Consider the following 19157-nt stretch of genomic DNA (forward strand, 5'->3'; position numbering starts at 1 on the left):
CTGGTTCTCCTCGGCCCAATTCCAGGGCCGACGCCCTTGGCGCATGACCGGCCCACCCCGAAAACACGGACACCGGATCCGGTGGTTCCCGGGGGGTGTCTCCCCGCATTGTTGACGGCGCTACGGCCTTGTGTCACTCAGGAGCTGGGATCGATCTCCCGCAGGAGACCGGTGTGCACATCGAAGACGAAGCCTCGCACATCGTCCCGGTGGGGCAGGAAGGGGTTCGTCCGGACCCGCTGCATGGACTGGCGGACGTCCTGGTCCACGTCGCGGAAGGCCTCCACGGCCCAGGCGGGGCGCTGCCCGACCTCGTCCTCCAGCTCGTGGCGGAAGTCCTCGGTGAGGGCTTCGAGACCACAGCCGGTGTGATGGATGAGTATCACCGCGCGGGTGCCCAGCGCCCGCTGGCTGATGGTGAGGGAGCGGATGGTGTCGTCGGTGACCACGCCGCCCGCATTGCGGATGGTGTGGCAGTCGCCGAGTTCCAGACCGAGGGCGGCGTGCAGGTCGAGGCGGGCGTCCATGCAGGCCACCACGGCGACCTGGAGGACGGGGTGGGCGTCCATGCCGGGATCGATGAAGTCCGCGGCGTACCGCCGGTTCGCCGCGACCAGCCGGTCGGTGACCGAACCGTCGCCGGGAACCTGGTGTGCCGAGTCGGCGGGCAGGGATGCGGAAGTCGTCATGGGTACGACGTTAGTGGTCACAGCTTGCGCGGGCATTGGGTGAGGAGGGACAAAGAAGGTCAACAAGCTTTGTTGTGAGCTAATCCACAGGAGTGAGGCGGGGGCCGCCGTCCGGGTGATTCGCGGCTTTCGCCGGTTCACGGGGAGAGACGGGCACGGCGCGCGAGGCGGTTCGTTGACCGCGGCGACCGTTGCACTAAAGTGACGCGAACCGGCCGGAGCCCGGCCCTGACCGGCCGCCCGGCCCCCTGGTAACACTCCGCGTGCGCGGCGCGGCGTATGCCTGCCGCGCCGTTATCTGAGAGGGCGCTTTGACTAGCGAGTCCCGACACGTCCCGGTAATGCTCCAGCGGTGCCTGGACCTGTTGGCCCCGGCGCTGGAGAGGCCCGGGGCCGTCGTCGTCGACTGCACCCTCGGCCTCGGCGGCCACAGCGAGGCCCTGCTGACCCGGTTCCCCGAGGCCCACCTGATCGGCCTCGACCGCGACAAGGAAGCCCTGCGGCTCTCCGGCGAGCGCCTCGCGCCCTTCGGCGACCGGGCCACCCTCGTCCACGCGATCTACGCCGACCTCGCCGAGGTCCTCGACGGCCTGGGGATCCCGTCCGTGCAGGGCATCCTCTTCGACCTGGGCGTCTCCTCCATGCAGCTGGACGAGGCCGACCGCGGGTTCGCGTACGCGCAGGACGCGCCGCTGGACATGCGGATGGACCAGACGACGGGCATCAGCGCCGCCGAGGTGCTCAACACCTACGCGCCGGGCGAGCTCGTCCGCATCCTGCGCCAGTACGGCGAGGAGAAGCAGGCCAAGCGGATCGTGTCCGCGATCGTCCGGGAGCGGGAGAAGGAGCCCTTCACCAACAGCGCCCGGCTGGTCGAACTGATCCGCGACGCCCTGCCGCAGGCCGCCAAGCGGACCGGAGGCAACCCCGCCAAGCGGACCTTCCAGGCGCTGCGGATCGAGGTCAACGGAGAGCTGTCGGGGCTGGAGAAGGCCATTCCGGCGGCCGTGGACCGGATCGCGGTCGGCGGCCGGATCGCGGTGCTCTCCTACCACTCGCTGGAGGACCGGCTCGTGAAGCAGGTCTTCGCGGCGGGCGCGGCCTCCACGGCGCCGCCCGGGCTGCCGGTGGTCCCGGAGAAGTACCAGCCGAAGCTGAAGCTGCTCACGCGCGGCGCGGAGCTGCCCACCGAGGAGGAGATCGCCGAGAACCGGCGGGCCGCCCCGGCGAGGTTCCGCGGGGTCGAACGCATCCGGGAGGCGCGGCTGTGACCAAGGCCGGGAAGGTCGCCACGCTGACGCGCGGGCAGGCGGCCCGCCTCGGCCGGGCACTCGGCGGCCGCCCCGTACGCCCTGCCCGGACCGCCCGGCCGGGGTCCGGCGGGCAGGCGGCGCGGATGCCGTTCGTCCTGCTGGTCGTGGCGCTCCTCGCCGGCGGCCTGATCAGCCTGCTGCTGCTGAACTCGGCCCTGAACGAGGGCTCCTTCCAGCTGAGCAAGCTGAAGAAGGAGACCACCGCCCTCACGGACGAGGAGCAGGCCCTGCAGCGCGACGTCGACGGGTACTCGGCTCCCGACGCACTGCAGCGGCGGGCGCAGGAGCTGGGCCTGGTCCCGGGCGGCAGCCCGGTGTTCATCGGCCCGGACGGCAAGGTCACCGGCACCGCGGCGGCTGCCGAACCCCCGCCGCCGCCGAGTCCGCCGCCCTCGGCCGCTCCTTCGGCCACGGCGACCCCCGGGGGAGCCGCCCCGTCACAGCTTCCGCAGCAGCCCACCCCCAACCCAGGCAGGTGACGTCGTGACGCCGATGGCCGCGGTGCCGTTGCGCAGCCCTGCGGGGCTTTCCCCCGCCCCGCCCTTCCCCCCGGGCCCCGCCCGGACCCGGTCCGGGAACGCCGGACGGGCCGGACGGTGTGACGGGGGCTCGCGCCCCTGCCCGGCGCCTCCGGCACGGCGTCCGGGGCGGATCCCCGTGGAGCGCAGCCGCACCGGCGGGCCGGCGGCGCAGCCGACGGCGGCGGGCGCATGAGCCCGCAGGAGCCGCCGCGGCGGCGGGTGCCCGGACCGGGGAGGCCCCGCGGCGGTGCCACGGCCCGCCCGGCGGCCTCGCGCCCGGCGACCCGGCGGCCCGCGGCCCCCAGACGCCCCCACACCATTCGGCTCGGCAGTCCCCGGCCCCGGCTGCGCCTCGTCAGCGTCGGCCTGACCCTCGTCATGCTCGCCTTCGTCGTGCGCCTGCTCCAGGTCCAGGCCGTCGACGCCTCCGCCTTCTCGGCCGAGGCCTCCAAGAACCGCTACACCAGCGTCAAGCTGGCCGCCGAGCGCGGCGAGATCACCGACCGCAAGGGCGTGGCCCTGGCCACCAGCGTCGACGCGTACGACATCACCGCCGACCCGAAGATGTTCACCGCGCAGGACAGCAAGGCCCCGGACGCCCCCGAGCAGGCCGCGGCCCTCCTCGCGCCCATCCTCGGCAAGGACGCCAAGGAACTCACCGAGCGGCTGAAGACCAAGAACACCCGGTACGTCGTCCTCGCCCAGCGCCAGACCCCCCAGGTCTGGAACCAGATCAAGGACCTCAAGCGGGTCTTCGCGGAGAAGGCGGCGGCCGACAAGAAGAACAACGGCCCCGGCGCCAACGTCCTCGCCGGCGTGTTCAACGAGGACAGCAGCAAGCGCGTGTACCCGGGCGGCGACCTGGCCGCCGGGATACTGGGCTACGTCAACGCCGAGGGCAAGGGCGCCGGCGGTCTGGAGTCCTCCCTCGACAAGAAGCTGTCCGGCAAGGACGGCGAGGTCACCTACGCCCAGTCCGGCGGCCGCCGGGTCCCCACCGCGGGGTCCAGCGAGAAGCCCGCCGTGCCCGGCGAGGACATCGAGCTGACCATCGACCGCGACATCCAGTGGGCGGCGCAGAGCGCCATCACCGAGCAGGTCCAGAAGTCCGAGGCCGACCGCGGCTACGTCATCGTCCAGGACACCCGCACCGGTGAGGTGCTGGCCATGGCCAACGCCCCCGGCTTCGACCCCAACGACCTGAGCAGGGCCCGCTCCGCCGCCATGGGGAACGCGGCGCTCCAGGACGTGTACGAGCCCGGCTCCACCGCCAAGGTGATGTCGATGGCCGCCGTACTGGAGGAGAAGAAGGCCACCCCCGAGACCCATGTCGAGGTCCCCAACCGGCTGCACCGCGGCGACCGGCTGTTCAAGGACGACATCGACCACCCGACCTGGTACCTGACCCTCAACGGGGTCCTCGCCAAGTCCTCCAACATCGGCACCATCCTGGCCACCGGCCAGCTCGGGGCCACCCAGCCCGAGTCCAACAAGGTCCTGCACTCCTACCTGACCAAGTTCGGCATCGGACGGCCCACCGGCCTGAACTACCCGGGCGAGTCCCGCGGCATCCTCGCCGAGCCCGAAGCCTGGTCCACCTCCCAGCAGTACACGATTCCTTTCGGCCAGGGCCTGTCCCTCAACGCCATGCAGGCGGCCTCCGTGTACTCGACCATCGCCAACGGCGGGGTCCGCATCGAACCGACGCTGGTCCGCGGCACCAAGGGGCCCGACGGCCGCTTCACCCCGGCCCCGGCGCCCGAACGCAGCCGCGTGATCAGCCACGAGACCGCCAGGACCCTCGCCGAGATGCTGGAGTCCGTGGTCGACGACCAGGAGGGCACCGGCACCAGGGCCCGCATCCCCGGCTACCGCGTCGGCGGCAAGACCGGCACCTCGAACCGAGTGGATCCGGCCACCGGCCGCTACAAGGGCTACACGGCCTCCTTCGCCGGGTTCGCGCCCGCCGACAACCCGCGCATCACCGTCTACTGCGCCATCCAGAACCCCACGAAGGGCAGCTACTTCGGCGGCCAGATCTGCGGCCCGATCTACAAGAAGGTCATGGAGTTCGCCCTGAAGACCCTCCAGATCGCCCCCACCGGGACCGCCCCCGCCGGGCTTCCGGTCACCTACGAATCCGGCATGCAGGCCGCCCAGCCGGCCGCCCCGCAGCCGAGTACGCAGCCCAGTCCGCAGCCCGGTCAGTGACCCACAGCCCCGGCCGGCCCGCCAGAAACGCGTGAGGCACCATCAGTGACAACGATCACTCCCGAACCCGGGAACCAAGCGCCCGTCGCCCCCGAGGCCGGGCCCTCACTTCGCGGGCGGCCCACCGCGCCCGGTACGCTCACCGCCGTGTCCCACGCTGATCAGCCCAGAACCGCCCAGAAAGACGCCCCGGCAGCGCCGCCCGGAGCGCCCCGGCCCGTGTCCGCCCGCCCGACCCCTCTGGGTGAGCTGGCCACGCTGCTGGGCGTCCCGGCGCCAGGTGCCGCGCAGATCACCGGCATCACGCACGACTCCCGTGCGGTCCGGCCCGGAGACCTGTACGCGGCCCTGGCGGGAGCCAGGACGCACGGCGCCGACTTCGCCGCCCAGGCCGCCGGCCTCGGCGCCGCCGCCGTGCTGACCGATCCCGCCGGGGCCGAGCGCGCCGCCGCGACCGGCCTGCCCGTCCTCACCGTCGCCGACCCGCGCGGCCGGATGGGCGAACTCGCCGCCGCGATCTACGGCCGCCCGGGCGAGAACCTGCTCCAGATCGGCATCACCGGCACCTCCGGCAAGACCACCACGGCGTACCTCGTCGAAGGCGGACTGCGCGCGGCGGGCCGCAGCACCGGACTCGTCGGCACCGTCGAGATGCGCATCGGCGACGAGCGCATCAAGTCCGAGCGGACCACCCCCGAGGCGACCGACCTCCAGGCCCTCTTCGCGGTCATGCGCGAACGCGGGGTCGAGGCCGTCGCCATGGAGGTCTCCAGCCACGCCCTGGTGCTCGGCCGCGTCGACGGCTGCGTCTTCGACGTCGCCGTCTTCAACAACCTGAGCCCGGAGCACATGGAGTTCCACACGGACATGGAGGACTACTACCAGGCGAAGGCGGGGCTCTTCACCGAGCGCCGGGCCCGCCGGGGCGTGGTCAACCTCGACGACGAGTACGGCCGCCGCCTGGCCCAGGAGGCGCCGATCCCGGTCGTCACCTTCTCCGCCGCGGGCGACGCGGCCGCCGACTGGCGCGCCGAGGACGTCGTGTCCGGACCCGCGAGCTCCACCCTGACCCTGGTGGGCCCGGGGGGACAGCGCGTACGGGCGACCGCGCCGCTGCCCGGCCCGTTCAACGTGGCCAACACCGTCGCCGCGATCGTCACCCTCGCCGCCGCCGGCCTCGATCCGCAGACCGCCGCCGACGGCGTCGCCGCGGTCCCCGGGGTCCCCGGCCGGCTGGAGCGGGTCGACGCGGGACAGCCGTACCTGGCCGTCGTCGACTACGCGCACAAGACGGACGCCGTCGAATCGGTCCTGCGCGCCCTGCGCGAGGTCACCGAGGGCGCGTTGCACATCGTGCTCGGCTGCGGCGGCGACCGCGACACCACCAAGCGCGCCCCGATGGGCGCCGCGGCCGCCCGCTTCGCCGACGTGGCCGTCCTGACCTCCGACAATCCACGCTCCGAGGACCCCCTCGCGATCCTCGCCGCGATGTTCGAAGGGGCCGTGTCCGTACCGCCCGCCGAGCGCGGCGCCGTCCTCGTCGACGCCGACCGGGCCGCGGCCATCGCCGCCGCCGTCGCGCGCGCCCGGCCCGGGGACACCGTGCTGGTGGCGGGCAAGGGCCACGAGCAGGGCCAGGACACCGCGGGCGTCGTACGCCCCTTCGACGACCGCGAGGTGCTCCGCGCGGCCATCGAGACACAGCAGCGCAATGCCCGACAGGCCGAGGTGAACCAGTGATCGACCTTTCCCTCGCCGAGATCGCCGACATCACCGGCGGGCGGCCCCACGACATACCGGATCCGTCCGTGCGGATCAGCGGTCCCGTCGTCATCGACTCCCGTCAGGTGGAGGCCGGCAGCCTGTTCGCCGCCTTCGACGGCGAGCACGTCGACGGCCACGACTACGCCGGGCGCGCCGTCGCCGCCGGAGCCGCAGCCGTCCTCGCGGCCCGGCCGGTCGGCGTACCCGCCATCGTGGTCCCCGACGTGGAGAAGGCGCTCGGCGCCCTCGCACGGGCCGTCGTCGGGCGCCTCGGCACCGACGTGGTGGCCCTGACCGGCTCCGCGGGGAAGACCTCCACCAAGGACCTCATCGCGCAGGTGCTCCAGGCCCACGCGCCCACCGTGTGGACCCCGGGCTCCCTCAACAACGAGATCGGCCTGCCGCTCACCGCGCTGAAGGCCACCGCCGAAACCCGGCACCTGGTACTGGAGATGGGGGCCCGCGGGATCGGCCACATCGCGTACCTCACCGGTCTGACCCCGCCGCGCATCGGGCTCGTCCTCAACGTCGGCACCGCCCACATCGGCGAGTTCGGCGGCCGCGAGCAGATCGCCCGGGCCAAGGGCGAACTGGTCGAGGCCCTGCCGGCGCAGAGCGAGGGCGGAGTCGCCGTCCTCAACGCCGACGACCCGCTGGTGCGCGCCATGTCCGCCCGTACGAAGGCCCGTACGGTCCTGTTCGGCGAGGCCGACGACGCCGACGTCCGGGCCACCGACGTACGGATGACCCCCGGGGGACAGCCCGCCTTCACACTCCACACACCGACCGGGTGCAGTGATGTGACCTTGCGCCTGTACGGTGAGCACCACGTGTCGAACGCGCTCGCCGCGGCCGCCGTGGCCCATGTACTGGGCATGTCCACCTCGGAGATCGCCACCGCGCTCTCCGGAGCGGGCACCTTGTCCCGGTGGCGGATGGAGGTCACCGAGCGGGCCGACGGCGTGACGATCGTCAACGACGCCTACAACGCGAACCCCGAGTCCATGCGGGCCGCTCTGCGCGCGCTAGCCGCGATGGGCGGCGCCGCCAGGGCGAACGGGGGGCGCACGTGGGCGGTGCTCGGCCCCATGGCCGAACTCGGTGACGCATCGCTGGCCGAGCACGACGCGGTGGGACGGCTTGCCGTCCGGCTCAACGTGAGCAAGCTCGTGGCAGTCGGGGGCCGGGAAGCGTCCTGGCTGCAACTGGGCGCATATAACGAGGGTTCGTGGGGTGAGGAGTCGGTGGTCGTGTCCGACGCGCAGGCGGCGGTGGACCTGTTGCGCAGTGAACTGCGCCCGGGGGACGTCGTGCTGGTGAAGGCTTCCAGGTCGATCGGCCTGGAGCGGGTCGCGCTGGCGCTCCTTGAGCGCGAGGGCGAGGTCGCCGACCGATGAGGCAGATCCTGTTCGCCGGTGTCATCGGCATGTTCCTGACCGTTGTCGGAACACCGCTGCTGATCAAGCTGCTGGCCCGCAAGGGCTACGGCCAGTTCATCCGTGACGACGGCCCCCGCGGCCACGCCGCGAAGAAGGGCACGCCCACCATGGGCGGTATCTCCTTCATCCTGGCCACGCTCATCGCGTACGCCCTGACGAAGGTGATCACCTCCAGCGAGCCCACGTTCTCGGGTCTGCTCGTCCTCTTCCTGATGGCGGGCATGGGGCTGGTCGGCTACCTGGACGACTACATCAAGATCGTCAAGCGGCGTTCGCTGGGTCTGCGGGCCAAGGCCAAGATGGCCGGCCAGCTGATCGTCGGCATCGCCTTCGCGGTGCTCGCGCTCCAGTTCTCCGACTCGCGCGGGCTGACCCCGGCCTCCACCAGGCTCTCGTTCGTCACGGACTTCGGCTGGTCGATCGGCCCGGTGCTGTTCGTCGTCTGGGCGCTGTTCATGATCCTGGCGATGTCCAACGGCGTGAACCTGACCGACGGTCTGGACGGCCTGGCCACCGGCGCCGCGGTGATGGTCTTCGGCGCCTACACCTTCATCGGCGTGTGGCAGTACCAGGAGTCCTGCGTGAACGCGCAGGACCTGACCAACCCGGGCGCCTGCTTCGAGGTGCGCGACCCGCTGGACCTCGCGGTCGTCGCCTCCGCCCTGATGGGCGCCTGCTTCGGCTTCCTGTGGTGGAACACCTCGCCGGCCAAGATCTTCATGGGTGACACCGGTTCGCTGGCCCTCGGCGGCGCGCTCGCCGGTCTGGCGATCTGCTCCCGCACGGAGTTCCTGATCGCCCTGCTCGGCGGCCTCTTCGTCCTCATCACCATGTCGGTCGTCATCCAGGTCGGCTTCTTCAAGCTGACCAGGAAGCGCGTCTTCCGGATGGCGCCGCTGCAGCACCACTTCGAACTCAAGGGGTGGTCCGAAGTCCTTATCGTGGTCCGCTTCTGGATCATCCAGGGCATGTGCGTGATCGTGGGTCTCGGTCTCTTCTACGCGGGATGGGCAGCCGACAAGTGACCTCCTGGCACGGCAAGAACATCACCGTCGCCGGCCTCGGCGTGAGCGGCGTCAGCGCCGCCCGCGCCCTGGCCGGCCTCGGCGCCGTCGTGACCGTCGTCGACGGCGGCGACAGCGAGGGCCACCGGGCCCGCGCCGCCGAACTCGGCGGGCAGGGGATCTCCGTACGCCTCGGCGACGCGGAAACCCTCCCCGAGGGCACCGACCTCATCGTCACCTCGCCCGGCTGGAAGCCCGACAGCCCGCTGTTCGCGGCCGCCGCGAAGGCCGGCGTCGACGTGGTCGGGGACGTGGAGATCGCCTGGCAGCTGCGCGGCCCCGACGCGGCCCCCTGGCTGGCGATCACCGGGACCAACGGCAAGACCACCACCACCCAGATGCTCGCGTCGATCCTGAAGTCGGCCGGTCTGCGGACGGCGGCCGTCGGCAACATCGGCACCCCGATCGTCGACGTGGTGCTCGGCGAGGAGAAGTACGACGTGCTCGCCGTCGAACTCTCCAGCTACCAGCTGCACTGGGCGCCCTCGCTGCGCGCCCACTCGGCGGCCGTCCTCAACCTGGCCCCGGACCACCTCGACTGGCACGGCTCCATGGAGGCGTACGCCGCCGACAAGGGCCGCATCTACGAGGGCAACACCGTGGCCTGCGTCTACAACGTCGCCGACCCGGCCACCGAGGAACTGGTCGAGAACGCCGACGTCGAAGAGGGCTGCCGGGCGATCGGCTTCACCCTCGGCGCCCCCGGTCCCTCCATGCTCGGCGTCGTCGACGGCATCCTCGTCGACCGGGCCTTCGTGGAGAACCGGCAGAAGAACGCGCAGGAACTCGCGCACGTCTCGGACGTCAACCCGCCCGCCCCGCACAACATCGCCAACGCGCTCGCCGCGGCGGCCCTGGCCCGTGCCTTCGGCGTGCCACCGCGCGCGGTCCGCGACGGGCTGCGCGACTTCCGCCCCGACGCCCACCGGGTCGCGCACGTGGAGGCGGTGCACGGGGTCACGTACATCGACGACTCCAAGGCCACCAACACGCACGCGGCGGAGGCCTCCCTGGCCGCCTTCGAGCCGGTCGTCTGGATCGCCGGCGGCCTCGCCAAGGGTGCGACCTTCGACGAACTGGTCCGCAAGTCGGCGAAGCGGCTGCGCGGCGTGGTGCTGATCGGCGCCGACCGGGCGCTGATCGCCGACGCGCTGGCGCGACACGCCCCCGAGGTCCCGGTCGTCGACCTCGCCCGGACCGACACTGGGGCGATGCTCGCAGCGGTCCGGGAAGCGGCCCGGCTCGCCGAGCCCGGCGACACGGTCCTGCTGGCACCTGCCTGTGCCTCGATGGACATGTTCGCGAACTACAACAAGCGTGGGGACGCGTTCGCCGACGCGGTGCGCGAACTGGCAGGCGAGAGCGCCTAGGTCGAACAGGCCGACGGGTCCCTCCGGCCGACCGCTCGCCGCGTACGAGTGGAGGGGAAGATCACAGATGCCGGCCAAGCAGATGCTGCCGGGGCGGCGGCCGTCCGCCGTCAGGGCGCAGGGCCGCAAGCGCCCCGCGGTGAGTGTGCGGCGGCCCGCCGGGCGCGGGCCGCTGGCCGGGCTGCGGCGTACGCAGGCGCGGTTGCGCAAGGCCTGGGACCGCCCGCTCACGGCGTATTACCTGATCTTCGGCAGCTCGCTGCTCATCACCGTGCTCGGCCTCGTGATGGTCTACTCGGCCTCCATGATCAAGGCGCTCCAGCTCGGCCTGGGGGACGCGTACTTCTTCAAGAAGCAGTTCCTGGCGGCCCTGATCGGCACCGGACTCCTGCTGGTGGCCTCCCGGATGCCGGTCAAACTGCACCGGGCGCTGTCCTATCCCGTGCTCGCCGGCACCCTGTTCCTGATGGTCCTGGTCCAGGTCCCCGGGATAGGGGTCTCGATCAACGGCAACCAGAATTGGATCTCCCTTGGCGGTCCGTTCATGTTGCAGCCCAGTGAGTTCGGCAAACTGGCCCTGATCCTGTGGGGCGCCGACCTGTTGGCGCGCAAGGGCGACAAGGGGCTGCTCAGCCAGTGGAAGCACCTGCTGGTGCCGCTGGTCCCGGTGGCCTTCCTGCTGCTCGGGCTGATCATGCTGGGCGGTGACATGGGCACCGCGATGATCCTCGGCGCCGTCCTGTTCGGCCTGCTCTGGCTGGCGGGCGCGCCGACGCGGCTGTTCGTCGCGGTGCTGGCGTTCACTGGTGTGATCGTCGCACTGCTCATCAAGACGAGCCCGCACCGGATGGACCGGCTGGAGTGCCTCGGCGCGACGGATCCGGGCAAGAACGACCTTTGCTGGCAGGCCGTGCATGGGATCTACGCCCTCGCTTCGGGCGGATGGTTCGGTTCCGGGCTGGGTGCCAGTGTGGAAAAATGGGGACAACTACCCGAAGCCCACACAGACTTCATCTTCGCCATCACAGGGGAGGAACTGGGTCTGGCGGGGACGCTGTCGGTGCTCGCCCTCTTCGCGGCTCTAGGCTATGCGGGTATCCGCGTGGCCGGACGCACGGAGGACTCCTTCGTACGGTTTGCCGCGGGAGGCGTGACCACCTGGATCACGGCCCAGGCCGTGATCAACATCGGTGCGGTGCTCGGCCTGCTGCCGATCGCCGGAGTCCCGCTCCCGCTGTTCTCCTACGGGGGGTCGGCCCTGCTGCCGACCATGTTCGCGGTCGGACTGCTCATCGCCTTCGCGCGGGAGGAGCCGGCGGCGCGCGCGGCCCTCGCGATGCGGCAGCCGAAGACCGGCTGGAGGCGGACCGGGGTGAGATGGAAATCGATGAGACGGCGCGTCAAGAAGCGTCCGTCCGGAGAGCGGTGAATTTCGGTGCATGTCGTACTCGCCGGTGGGGGGACCGCCGGCCACATCGAGCCGGCGCTCGCCCTCGCGGACGCCCTGCGCAGGCAGGACCCTTCAGTGGGCATCACCGCCCTCGGGACCGAGCGCGGACTTGAGACCCGCCTCGTGCCGGAACGCGGTTACGAGCTGGGCCTGATCCCCGCGGTGCCCCTGCCCCGCAAGCCCACCCCGGAGCTGATCACCGTTCCCGGGCGGCTGCGCGGCACGATCAAGGCCGCCGAGGAGATCCTGCTGCGCACCAAGGCCGACTGCGTCGTCGGCTTCGGCGGCTACGTGGCCCTGCCCGGCTACCTCGCGGCCAAGCGGCTCGGGGTGCCGATCATCGTCCACGAGGCCAACGCGCGGCCGGGACTGGCCAACAAGATCGGCTCCCGGTACGCGCACGCCGTCGCGGTCTCGACCCCCGACAGCAAGCTGCGCGGCGCCCGCTACGTGGGCATCCCGCTGCGCCGCTCCATCTCCACCCTCGACCGGGCCGCGGTCCGCCCGGAGGCGCGCGCCGCCTTCGGCCTGGACCCCAACCTGCCGACGCTGCTGGTCTCCGGCGGCTCGCAGGGCGCCCGCCGGCTCAACGAGACGATCCAGCAGGTCGCCCCGACCCTCCAGCGCTCCGGGATCCAGATCCTGCACGCCGTCGGGCCGAAGAACGAACTGCCGCGTGTCGACAACATGCCCGGGATGCCGCCGTATGTGCCGGTACCGTACGTGGACCGGATGGATCTCGCGTACGCCGCCGCCGACATGATGCTGTGCCGTGCGGGCGCGATGACCGTGGCTGAACTGTCCGCCGTCGGGCTCCCCGCCGCCTACGTCCCGCTGCCGATCGGCAACGGCGAACAGCGGCTCAACGCCCAGCCGGTGGTCAAGGCGGGCGGCGGCCTGCTCGTGGACGACGCGGAACTGACGCCCGAGTGGGTACTCAGCCAGGTCGTACCGGTGTTGTCCGACCCGCACCGTCTGTACGAGATGTCCCGGGCCGCAGGTGAGTTCGGCCGCCGGGACGCCGACGACCTGCTGGTCGGCATGGTGTACGAGGCGATCGCGGCCCACCGGTCCCGCTGAGGCGGGAAGCACAGACGCAGGAGGCGCAGGAGTGGCCGGAGCGACGACCGCACGACGTGGGGACCGGGGCTCCGGCCCGTCCGCCCGCAAGGGCAGCGGCACTCCCAAGCCGCCCAAACCCCCGAAGCCGTCGAAGGGATCCGGCCCCCAGGGCCCCGGCGGGCGCCTGCGCCGGGGTCCTGTGCTCGCCTCGCTGGCCGCGGCGGTGCTCCTCGCCGCGGGCGGCGCCTGGGCGCTCTACGGCTCCTCCTGGCTCCGCGTCGAGAAGGTCACCGCGACCGGCACCGAGGTGCTCACCCCCGAGCAGGTGCTGGCCGCGGCGGCCGTCCCGGTCGGCGCCCCCCTGGTGGGCGTCGACACCGACGAGATCGAGGACCGGGTCCGCAGCCGCCTGCCCCGCATCGATTCGGTCGACGTGGTGCGGGCCTGGCCGCACGGAATCGGGCTGAAAGTGACGGAACGCAAACCCGTCCTGCTCATCAAAAAGGACGCCAACTTCGTAGAAGTGGACGCTTCGGGTGTGCGATTCGACACGGTTCCGAAAGCGCCCGCGGGCGTTCCGGTCCTCGAATTGAACGCGAAGCAGTCCCCGAGCGCCCGCCGCTTCGACGAGGAACGACTGCTGCACGAGGCCGTACTCGTGGCCGGCTCCCTCCCGGAACCGGTCGCCAAGGAGACGTTGCAGGTCAAGGTGGGTTCGTACGATTCGGTGGTGCTGGAGCTCACCCGGGGCCGGACCGTGGCGTGGGGGAGTGGCGAACAGAGCGACGCGAAGGGGCGGGCGCTGACCGCTTTGCTGAAAGCCGCACCGAAGGCCGGTCACTTCGACGTGAGCGTCCCCACCGCCCCTGCGGTGTCCGGGAGTTGACGCCCGGTCCAACAGCGGAGCACCCTGGTTGGCCAGCGATACGGGTGATCACATAGGGTGAAAAGAAAAACGGGAGGTTCGGCGTGTTCGTTGAACACGCGCTACTTGTCGACTTAGTGTCCTGTTCGGAAGAGTCCAAGGAACAGACATACCCCTAACCCTAAACTTCAGGGTGAGGGTTCGGGTCGGCGCGTTCGGACCGTCCCCATTTCGGCATCAGTCGTCGCAACGCAGGCCGCGAGGCGACGACACGTAATCGAGGCGAGAGGCCTTCGACGTGGCAGCACCGCAGAACTACCTCGCAGTCATCAAGGTCATCGGTGTCGGCGGCGGTGGTGTCAATGCCATCAACCGAATGATCGAGGTCGGCCTCAAGGGCGTCGAGTTCATCGCCATCAACACGGACGCCCAGGCGCTGTTGATGAGCGACGCCGACGTCAAGCTCGACGTCGGCCGTGAACTCACCCGGGGCCTCGGCGCCGGCGCCAATCCGGCCGTCGGTCGCAAGGCGGCAGAGGACCACCGCGAGGAGATCGAGGAGGTCCTCAAGGGGGCCGACATGGTCTTCGTCACCGCCGGCGAGGGCGGCGGCACCGGCACCGGCGGCGCACCCGTCGTCGCCAACATCGCGCGCTCGCTCGGCGCCCTGACGATCGGTGTGGTCACCCGGCCGTTCACCTTCGAGGGCCGGCGCCGCGCGAACCAGGCGGAGGACGGCATCGCCGAGCTCCGCGAAGAGGTCGACACCCTCATCGTCATCCCCAACGACCGGCTGCTGTCCATCTCGGACCGCCAGGTCAGCGTGCTCGACGCCTTCAAGTCGGCCGACCAGGTCCTGCTCTCGGGTGTCCAGGGCATCACCGACCTCATCACCACCCCGGGTCTGATCAACCTCGACTTCGCCGACGTCAAGTCCGTGATGTCCGAGGCCGGCTCGGCCCTGATGGGCATCGGCTCGGCCCGCGGCGACGACCGCGCGGTGGCCGCGGCCGAGATGGCGATCTCCTCCCCGCTGCTGGAGGCGTCCATCGACGGCGCCCGCGGCGTGCTGCTCTCCATCTCCGGCGGCTCGGACCTCGGTCTCTTCGAGATCAACGAGGCCGCGCAGCTGGTGAGCGAGGCGGCGCACCCCGAGGCGAACATCATCTTCGGCGCCGTCATCGACGACGCGCTCGGCGACGAGGTACGGGTCACCGTCATCGCCGCCGGCTTCGACGGCGGACAGCCCCCGGCCCGCCGGGACAACGTCATCGGCGCCGCGTCCACGAAGCGCGAGGAGCCGGCCCCGGCGCCGGTCCGCGTGGCCGAGCCGGTCCGTCCGGCCTTCGGCGGCCTCGGCACGGTCACCCCGCGCGAGGACCCTCCGGCCCCGGCCGAGGTTCCGGCCGAGCCCCAGGCCCCCGCGCCGCAGGTCCCGACGGCCCGGCCGTACCAGGACAGCCCGGCCGAGGAACTGGATGTCCCGGACTTCTTGAAGTGACACCGGAGCAGCACCACGTGGGCGGCGCCCACTTCGCCTTCACCGACCGGTGGGGCGGGGTGAGCGCCGTTCCGTACGAAGAGCTCAACCTCGGCGGCGCGGTCGGAGACGACCCGGCCGCCGTTCTCGCGAACCGGGCGCGCGCGGCCCGGTCCCTGGGGCTCGACCCGGACCTGGTGGTCTGGATGAACCAGGTGCACGGCCGGGACGTGGCGGTGGTCGACGGTCCGTGGAACGCGGAGGCCGGGATCCCGTCGGTGGACGCGGTGGTGACCGCCCGCCGGGGCCTGGCCCTCGCCGTGCTCACCGCGGACTGCACGCCGGTCCTGCTGGCCGACCCCGTCGCCGGGGTCGCGGGCGCCGCCCACGCGGGCCGGCCCGGACTGGTCGCGGGGGTGGTCCCCGCCGCGGTCGAGGCGATGGTCGCCCTCGGGGCCGAGCCGGGGCGGATCGTCGCCCGAACCGGACCGGCCGTCTGCGGGCGGTGTTACGAGGTGCCCGCCGAGATGCGGGACGCGGTGTCGGAAGTGGTTCCGGCCGCCCGGGCCGAGACGAGCTGGGGGACACCGGCGGTCGACGTGGTCGCCGGGGTGCACGCCCAGCTCGCGGAGGCGGGGGTGACCGGCGGGCTGCGATCGGCGGTCTGCACACTGGAGTCGCGGGACCACTTCTCGTACCGCCGCGACCGGGTGACCGGGCGGCTTGCCGGATATGTCTGGTTGGAATAGGAAATGACGGACCGTAAGTCGGAACTCGCGGAGAACCTGGCGCGGGTGGAGGAACGCATCGCGTCCGCCTGCGCGGCCGCGGGGCGCGAGCGGGAAGGGGTGACGCTCATCGTGGTCACCAAGACCTATCCTGCGAGCGACGTACGACTGCTGGCGGAGTTGGGTGTCCGTCATGTTGCGGAGAATCGTGACCAGGATGCCGCCCCCAAGGCGGCGGCCTGTGCGGATCTGCCACTCAGCTGGCACTTCGTCGGCCAGTTGCAGACGAACAAAGTCCGTTCCGTGGCGGGATACGCGCATGTGGTGCAGTCCGTCGACCGTCCGAAGCTCGTGACGGCCCTCTCCGCGGCCGCTACGGGCGCCGGCCGGGAACTCGGGTGCCTCGTGCAGATCGCCCTCGACGCCGAGTCGGGCGAGCGGGGGGCCCGGGGCGGCGCGGCGCCGGAGCAGCTGGCGGAGTTGGCGGACCTCGTCGCGGGGGCGCCGGGACTGCGGATCGACGGCCTCATGACCGTCGCCCCGCTGTCCGGGCCGTACGCGGGGCGCGAACAGGCGGCTTTCGAGCGGCTGGTGGAATTGTCATCCCGCCTGCGCGCGGACCATCCGGCTGCCACGATGGTGTCGGCCGGGATGAGCGCGGATCTGGAACAGGCCGTTGCGGCCGGTGCGACACATGTACGCGTCGGCACTGCGGTACTCGGCGCGAGACCCCGGCTCGGGTAACGTCGCCAAGAAAGTCGGACCACAGCAGAAAATATGGTCATTACCGCTGATGGGCGGGCAGACCACGTGGATCGCGGGCAGTTGGTGACATTCGTGACACAGCGGCACCTGCGACAGGGCGATCCACCACAGAGCGGAGGACTCGGAGAATGGCCGGCGCGATGCGCAAGATGGCGGTCTACCTCGGCCTCGTGGAGGACGACCGGTACGACAACCCGGGGTACGACCCCGATGACGAGTTCGAGCCCGAGCCGGAGCCGGAGCGGGCCCGGGATCGCCGGCAACCCGTGCATCAAGCGCCTGAAACGGACGAACCGGTACGAATCGCACAGCCGCCGGCGCAGCGGGAACCCACCCCAATCCCGGTGGAAAACGGACGTCCTGCGCGAATTGCCCCCGTGGCATCCATCACACCTGACCGCACCAACCTGGAGAAGAACGCCCCCGTGATCATGCCCAAGGTCGTCTCCGAGCGGGAGCCGTACCGCATCACGACGCTGCACCCCCGGACCTACAACGAGGCCCGTACCATCGGGGAACACTTCCGTGAGGGCACTCCGGTGATCATGAATCTCACGGAGATGGACGACACGGATGCGAAGCGTCTCGTGGACTTCGCCGCCGGCCTCGTCTTCGGCCTGCACGGCAGTATTGAACGCGTGACACAGAAGGTGTTCCTGCTGTCGCCTGCTAACGTCGATGTCACGGCGGAGGACAAGGCCCGCATCGCGGAGGGCGGGTTCTTCAACCAAAGCTAGACCGATCCGTCAGACACGGGGCCGGGAACAGAGCGAGGAACGGGGAGAGGGAAGCGCGGGATGGGCGTCGCACTGCAAGTGGTCTACATCGCGCTGATGTGCTTCCTGATCGTGCTGATCTTCCGACTGGTCATGGACTACGTGTTCCAGTTCGCACGTTCATGGACGCCCGGCAAGGCGATGGTGGTCGTTCTGGAGGCCACCTACACTGTCACCGATCCACCGCTCAAGCTTCTCCGGCGTTTCATTCCGCCGTTGCGTCTCGGGGGCGTGGCACTCGACCTGTCCTTCTTCGTTCTGATGATCATCGTTTACATCCTCATCAGTTTCGTGAGCACCGCTGCGAGAAGCGTGTGAACGATGAGCTTCTCCGCGCTCGCGGGGACAGTCCCGATACGGTCTTGCCGACTGCCGACGACTACGTAGAGGTGAAGAAGACATGCCGCTGACTCCCGAGGACGTGCGGAACAAGCAGTTCACGACCGTCCGCCTGCGAGAAGGCTATGACGAGGACGAGGTCGATGCCTTCCTCGACGAGGTCGAGTCCGAGCTGACGCGCCTGCTGCGCGAGAACGAGGACCTGCGCGCCAAGCTGGCCGCCGCCACGCGTGCCGCCGCGCAGAACCAGCAGCAGCAGGGCATGCGCAAGCCGGAGCCCCAGGACCAGCGAGGCCCGGGTGCCCCCGTGCCCGCGGCCATATCCGGCCCGCCGCAGCAGCAGCAGCCGCAGATGGGCCCGCCCCAGCTGCCGGGCGGCCAGCCGCAGCTCCCGCCGGGCCCCGGCGGTCAGGGCCAGCAGGGCCCCGGCCCGATGGGCGGCCCCATGGGCGGTCCCATGCAGCAGCACCCCATGGGTGGCCCGCAGGGCATGGGTCAGCAGTCCATGGGCGGCCAGAACCCGCTCGGCCAGCAGATGCAGCCCATGGGCCAGCAGATGCAGCCGATGGGCCAGCAGATGCAGCCGATGGGCCAGCAGATGCACCAGCAGCAGCCGCAGCAGCTTCCCCAGCAGGGCCCCGGTGGCGACAGCGCCGCCCGTGTCCTGTCGCTGGCGCAGCAGACCGCCGACCAGGCGATCGCGGAGGCCCGCTCCGAGGCCAACAAGATCGTCGGCGAGGCCCGTTCGCGCGCCGAGGGCCTGGAGCGGGACGCCCGTGCCAAGGCCGACGCGCTGGAGCGGGACGCGCAGGAGAAGCACCGCGTCGCGATGGGCTCCCTGGAGTCCGCCCGCGCCACGCTGGAGCGCAAGGTCGAGGACCTGCGGGGCTTCGAGCGTGAGTACCGTACGCGTCTGAAGTCCTACCTGGAGTCGCAGCTGCGTCAGCTGGAGACCCAGGCCGACGACTCCCTCGCCCCGCCGCGTGGGCCCGCCGGTCCGGCGCTGCCGCCTTCGCCGTCGCCTTCGATGGCTCCGGCCGGTGCCATGGGCCACTCCATGGGCGGTCCCTCGATGGGTGGCCCGTCCCCCATGGGCGGTCCCTCCCCGATGGGCGCGGGCCCGTCGTACGGCGGCCAGCAGCAGATGTCCCCGGCGATGACCCAGCCGATGGCTCCGGTGCGGCCGGCTGCGCCGCAGCCGATGCAGCAGGCGCCGTCTCCGATGCGGGGCTTCCTGATCGACGAGGACGACAACTAGGCGCCGCCGCGCCTGTCGGCAGTCGCTTTACGGGCCGGGCCCGGGTTCCGATAGGAACCCGGG

17 protein-coding genes are annotated in these 19157 nt (G+C 71.3%); 16 read left to right on the top strand and 1 reads right to left on the bottom strand.

Annotated features, from left to right (window positions below; all coding sequences use genetic code 11):
• Positions 1–137: 137 nt before the first annotated feature.
• A complete protein-coding gene (locus ACFCZ1_RS33525) occupies positions 138–689 on the bottom strand; it encodes a beta-class carbonic anhydrase (protein WP_376682049.1) in 552 nt (183 codons plus the stop codon).
• A 341-nt stretch (positions 690–1030) separates the two neighbouring features.
• On the opposite strand from ACFCZ1_RS33525, the gene rsmH reads away from it, so the two are divergent.
• From rsmH to ACFCZ1_RS33605, 16 genes are all read left to right on the top strand, one after another.
• Entirely contained in the window at positions 1031–1960 is a 930-nt protein-coding gene (gene rsmH / locus ACFCZ1_RS33530; RefSeq protein WP_376682050.1) for a 16S rRNA (cytosine(1402)-N(4))-methyltransferase RsmH, read from the top strand.
• The gene (locus ACFCZ1_RS33535; RefSeq protein ID WP_376682051.1) at positions 1957–2481 is read left to right on the top strand and encodes a hypothetical protein; all 525 of its coding nucleotides are present in this window, start codon (positions 1957–1959) and stop codon (positions 2479–2481) included. Before rsmH ends, ACFCZ1_RS33535 begins: the two co-directional genes overlap by 4 nt.
• 231 nt (positions 2482–2712) lie before the next feature.
• A complete protein-coding gene (locus tag ACFCZ1_RS33540; protein ID WP_376682052.1) occupies positions 2713–4734 on the top strand; it encodes a penicillin-binding transpeptidase domain-containing protein in 2022 nt (673 codons plus the stop codon).
• A gap of 45 nt (positions 4735–4779) precedes the next feature.
• Positions 4780–6474, top strand: coding sequence for a UDP-N-acetylmuramoyl-L-alanyl-D-glutamate--2,6-diaminopimelate ligase (locus ACFCZ1_RS33545; protein WP_376682053.1), 1695 nt, complete (start codon positions 4780–4782; stop codon positions 6472–6474).
• On the top strand, positions 6471–7895 hold the full coding sequence (murF, locus tag ACFCZ1_RS33550; RefSeq protein ID WP_376682054.1) for a UDP-N-acetylmuramoyl-tripeptide--D-alanyl-D-alanine ligase: 1425 nt from the start codon (positions 6471–6473) through the stop codon (positions 7893–7895). The genes ACFCZ1_RS33545 and murF overlap by 4 nt, the downstream gene beginning before the upstream one ends.
• Positions 7892–8962 carry a phospho-N-acetylmuramoyl-pentapeptide-transferase gene (gene mraY / locus ACFCZ1_RS33555; protein WP_376682055.1) on the top strand — a complete coding sequence of 357 codons (1071 nt, stop codon included), beginning with the start codon at positions 7892–7894 and terminating at the stop codon, positions 8960–8962. The genes murF and mraY overlap by 4 nt, the downstream gene beginning before the upstream one ends.
• Positions 8944–10371, top strand: a complete 1428-nt coding sequence (gene murD, locus ACFCZ1_RS33560; protein ID WP_376682056.1) for a UDP-N-acetylmuramoyl-L-alanine--D-glutamate ligase — start codon at positions 8944–8946, stop codon at positions 10369–10371. The genes mraY and murD overlap by 19 nt, the downstream gene beginning before the upstream one ends.
• A 67-nt stretch (positions 10372–10438) precedes the next feature.
• The gene (ftsW, locus tag ACFCZ1_RS33565) at positions 10439–11800 is read left to right on the top strand and encodes a putative lipid II flippase FtsW (protein ID WP_376682057.1); all 1362 of its coding nucleotides are present in this window, start codon (positions 10439–10441) and stop codon (positions 11798–11800) included.
• Between the two features lie 6 nt (positions 11801–11806).
• Entirely contained in the window at positions 11807–12901 is a 1095-nt protein-coding gene (gene murG / locus ACFCZ1_RS33570) for an undecaprenyldiphospho-muramoylpentapeptide beta-N-acetylglucosaminyltransferase (protein WP_376682058.1), read from the top strand.
• 31 nt (positions 12902–12932) lie between these two features.
• Positions 12933–13769, top strand: a complete 837-nt coding sequence (locus ACFCZ1_RS33575; RefSeq protein ID WP_376682059.1) for a cell division protein FtsQ/DivIB — start codon at positions 12933–12935, stop codon at positions 13767–13769.
• Positions 13770–14046: 277 nt separating this feature from the next.
• The gene (ftsZ, locus tag ACFCZ1_RS33580) at positions 14047–15249 is read left to right on the top strand and encodes a cell division protein FtsZ (protein WP_376682060.1); all 1203 of its coding nucleotides are present in this window, start codon (positions 14047–14049) and stop codon (positions 15247–15249) included.
• The gene (gene pgeF, locus ACFCZ1_RS33585; RefSeq protein WP_376682061.1) at positions 15246–15977 is read left to right on the top strand and encodes a peptidoglycan editing factor PgeF; all 732 of its coding nucleotides are present in this window, start codon (positions 15246–15248) and stop codon (positions 15975–15977) included. The genes ftsZ and pgeF overlap by 4 nt, the downstream gene beginning before the upstream one ends.
• Positions 15978–15980: 3 nt before the next feature.
• Positions 15981–16700 carry a YggS family pyridoxal phosphate-dependent enzyme gene (locus ACFCZ1_RS33590; protein WP_376682062.1) on the top strand — a complete coding sequence of 240 codons (720 nt, stop codon included), beginning with the start codon at positions 15981–15983 and terminating at the stop codon, positions 16698–16700.
• 149 nt (positions 16701–16849) lie between these two features.
• Positions 16850–17458 carry a cell division protein SepF gene (locus tag ACFCZ1_RS33595; protein WP_376682063.1) on the top strand — a complete coding sequence of 203 codons (609 nt, stop codon included), beginning with the start codon at positions 16850–16852 and terminating at the stop codon, positions 17456–17458.
• Between the two features lie 60 nt (positions 17459–17518).
• Entirely contained in the window at positions 17519–17815 is a 297-nt protein-coding gene (locus tag ACFCZ1_RS33600) for a YggT family protein (RefSeq protein WP_030155988.1), read from the top strand.
• An 82-nt stretch (positions 17816–17897) separates the two neighbouring features.
• Positions 17898–19094 carry a DivIVA domain-containing protein gene (locus ACFCZ1_RS33605; RefSeq protein ID WP_328925227.1) on the top strand — a complete coding sequence of 399 codons (1197 nt, stop codon included), beginning with the start codon at positions 17898–17900 and terminating at the stop codon, positions 19092–19094.
• Positions 19095–19157: the final 63 nt, after the last annotated feature.

Origin of the sequence: Streptomyces sp. NPDC056224 (assembly GCF_042267665.1) — a bacterium.
Classification (GTDB): domain Bacteria; phylum Actinomycetota; class Actinomycetes; order Streptomycetales; family Streptomycetaceae; genus Streptomyces.

Excerpts from the sequence above, each read along its gene's own strand:
- ACFCZ1_RS33525 (WP_376682049.1), bottom strand. The coding sequence starts at position 689 with ATGACGACTTCCGCATCCCTGCCCGCCGACTCGGCACACCAGGTTCCC.
- rsmH (WP_376682050.1), top strand. The coding sequence starts at position 1,031 with ATGCTCCAGCGGTGCCTGGACCTGTTGGCCCCGGCGCTGGAGAGGCCC.
- ACFCZ1_RS33540 (WP_376682052.1), top strand. The coding sequence starts at position 2,713 with ATGAGCCCGCAGGAGCCGCCGCGGCGGCGGGTGCCCGGACCGGGGAGG.
- mraY (WP_376682055.1), top strand. The coding sequence starts at position 7,892 with ATGAGGCAGATCCTGTTCGCCGGTGTCATCGGCATGTTCCTGACCGTT.
- murD (WP_376682056.1), top strand. The coding sequence starts at position 8,944 with ATGGGCAGCCGACAAGTGACCTCCTGGCACGGCAAGAACATCACCGTC.
- ftsW (WP_376682057.1), top strand. The coding sequence starts at position 10,439 with ATGCCGGCCAAGCAGATGCTGCCGGGGCGGCGGCCGTCCGCCGTCAGG.
- ACFCZ1_RS33590 (WP_376682062.1), top strand. The coding sequence starts at position 15,981 with ATGACGGACCGTAAGTCGGAACTCGCGGAGAACCTGGCGCGGGTGGAG.
- ACFCZ1_RS33595 (WP_376682063.1), top strand. The coding sequence starts at position 16,850 with ATGGCCGGCGCGATGCGCAAGATGGCGGTCTACCTCGGCCTCGTGGAG.
- ACFCZ1_RS33600 (WP_030155988.1), top strand. The coding sequence starts at position 17,519 with ATGGGCGTCGCACTGCAAGTGGTCTACATCGCGCTGATGTGCTTCCTG.
- ACFCZ1_RS33605 (WP_328925227.1), top strand. The coding sequence starts at position 17,898 with ATGCCGCTGACTCCCGAGGACGTGCGGAACAAGCAGTTCACGACCGTC.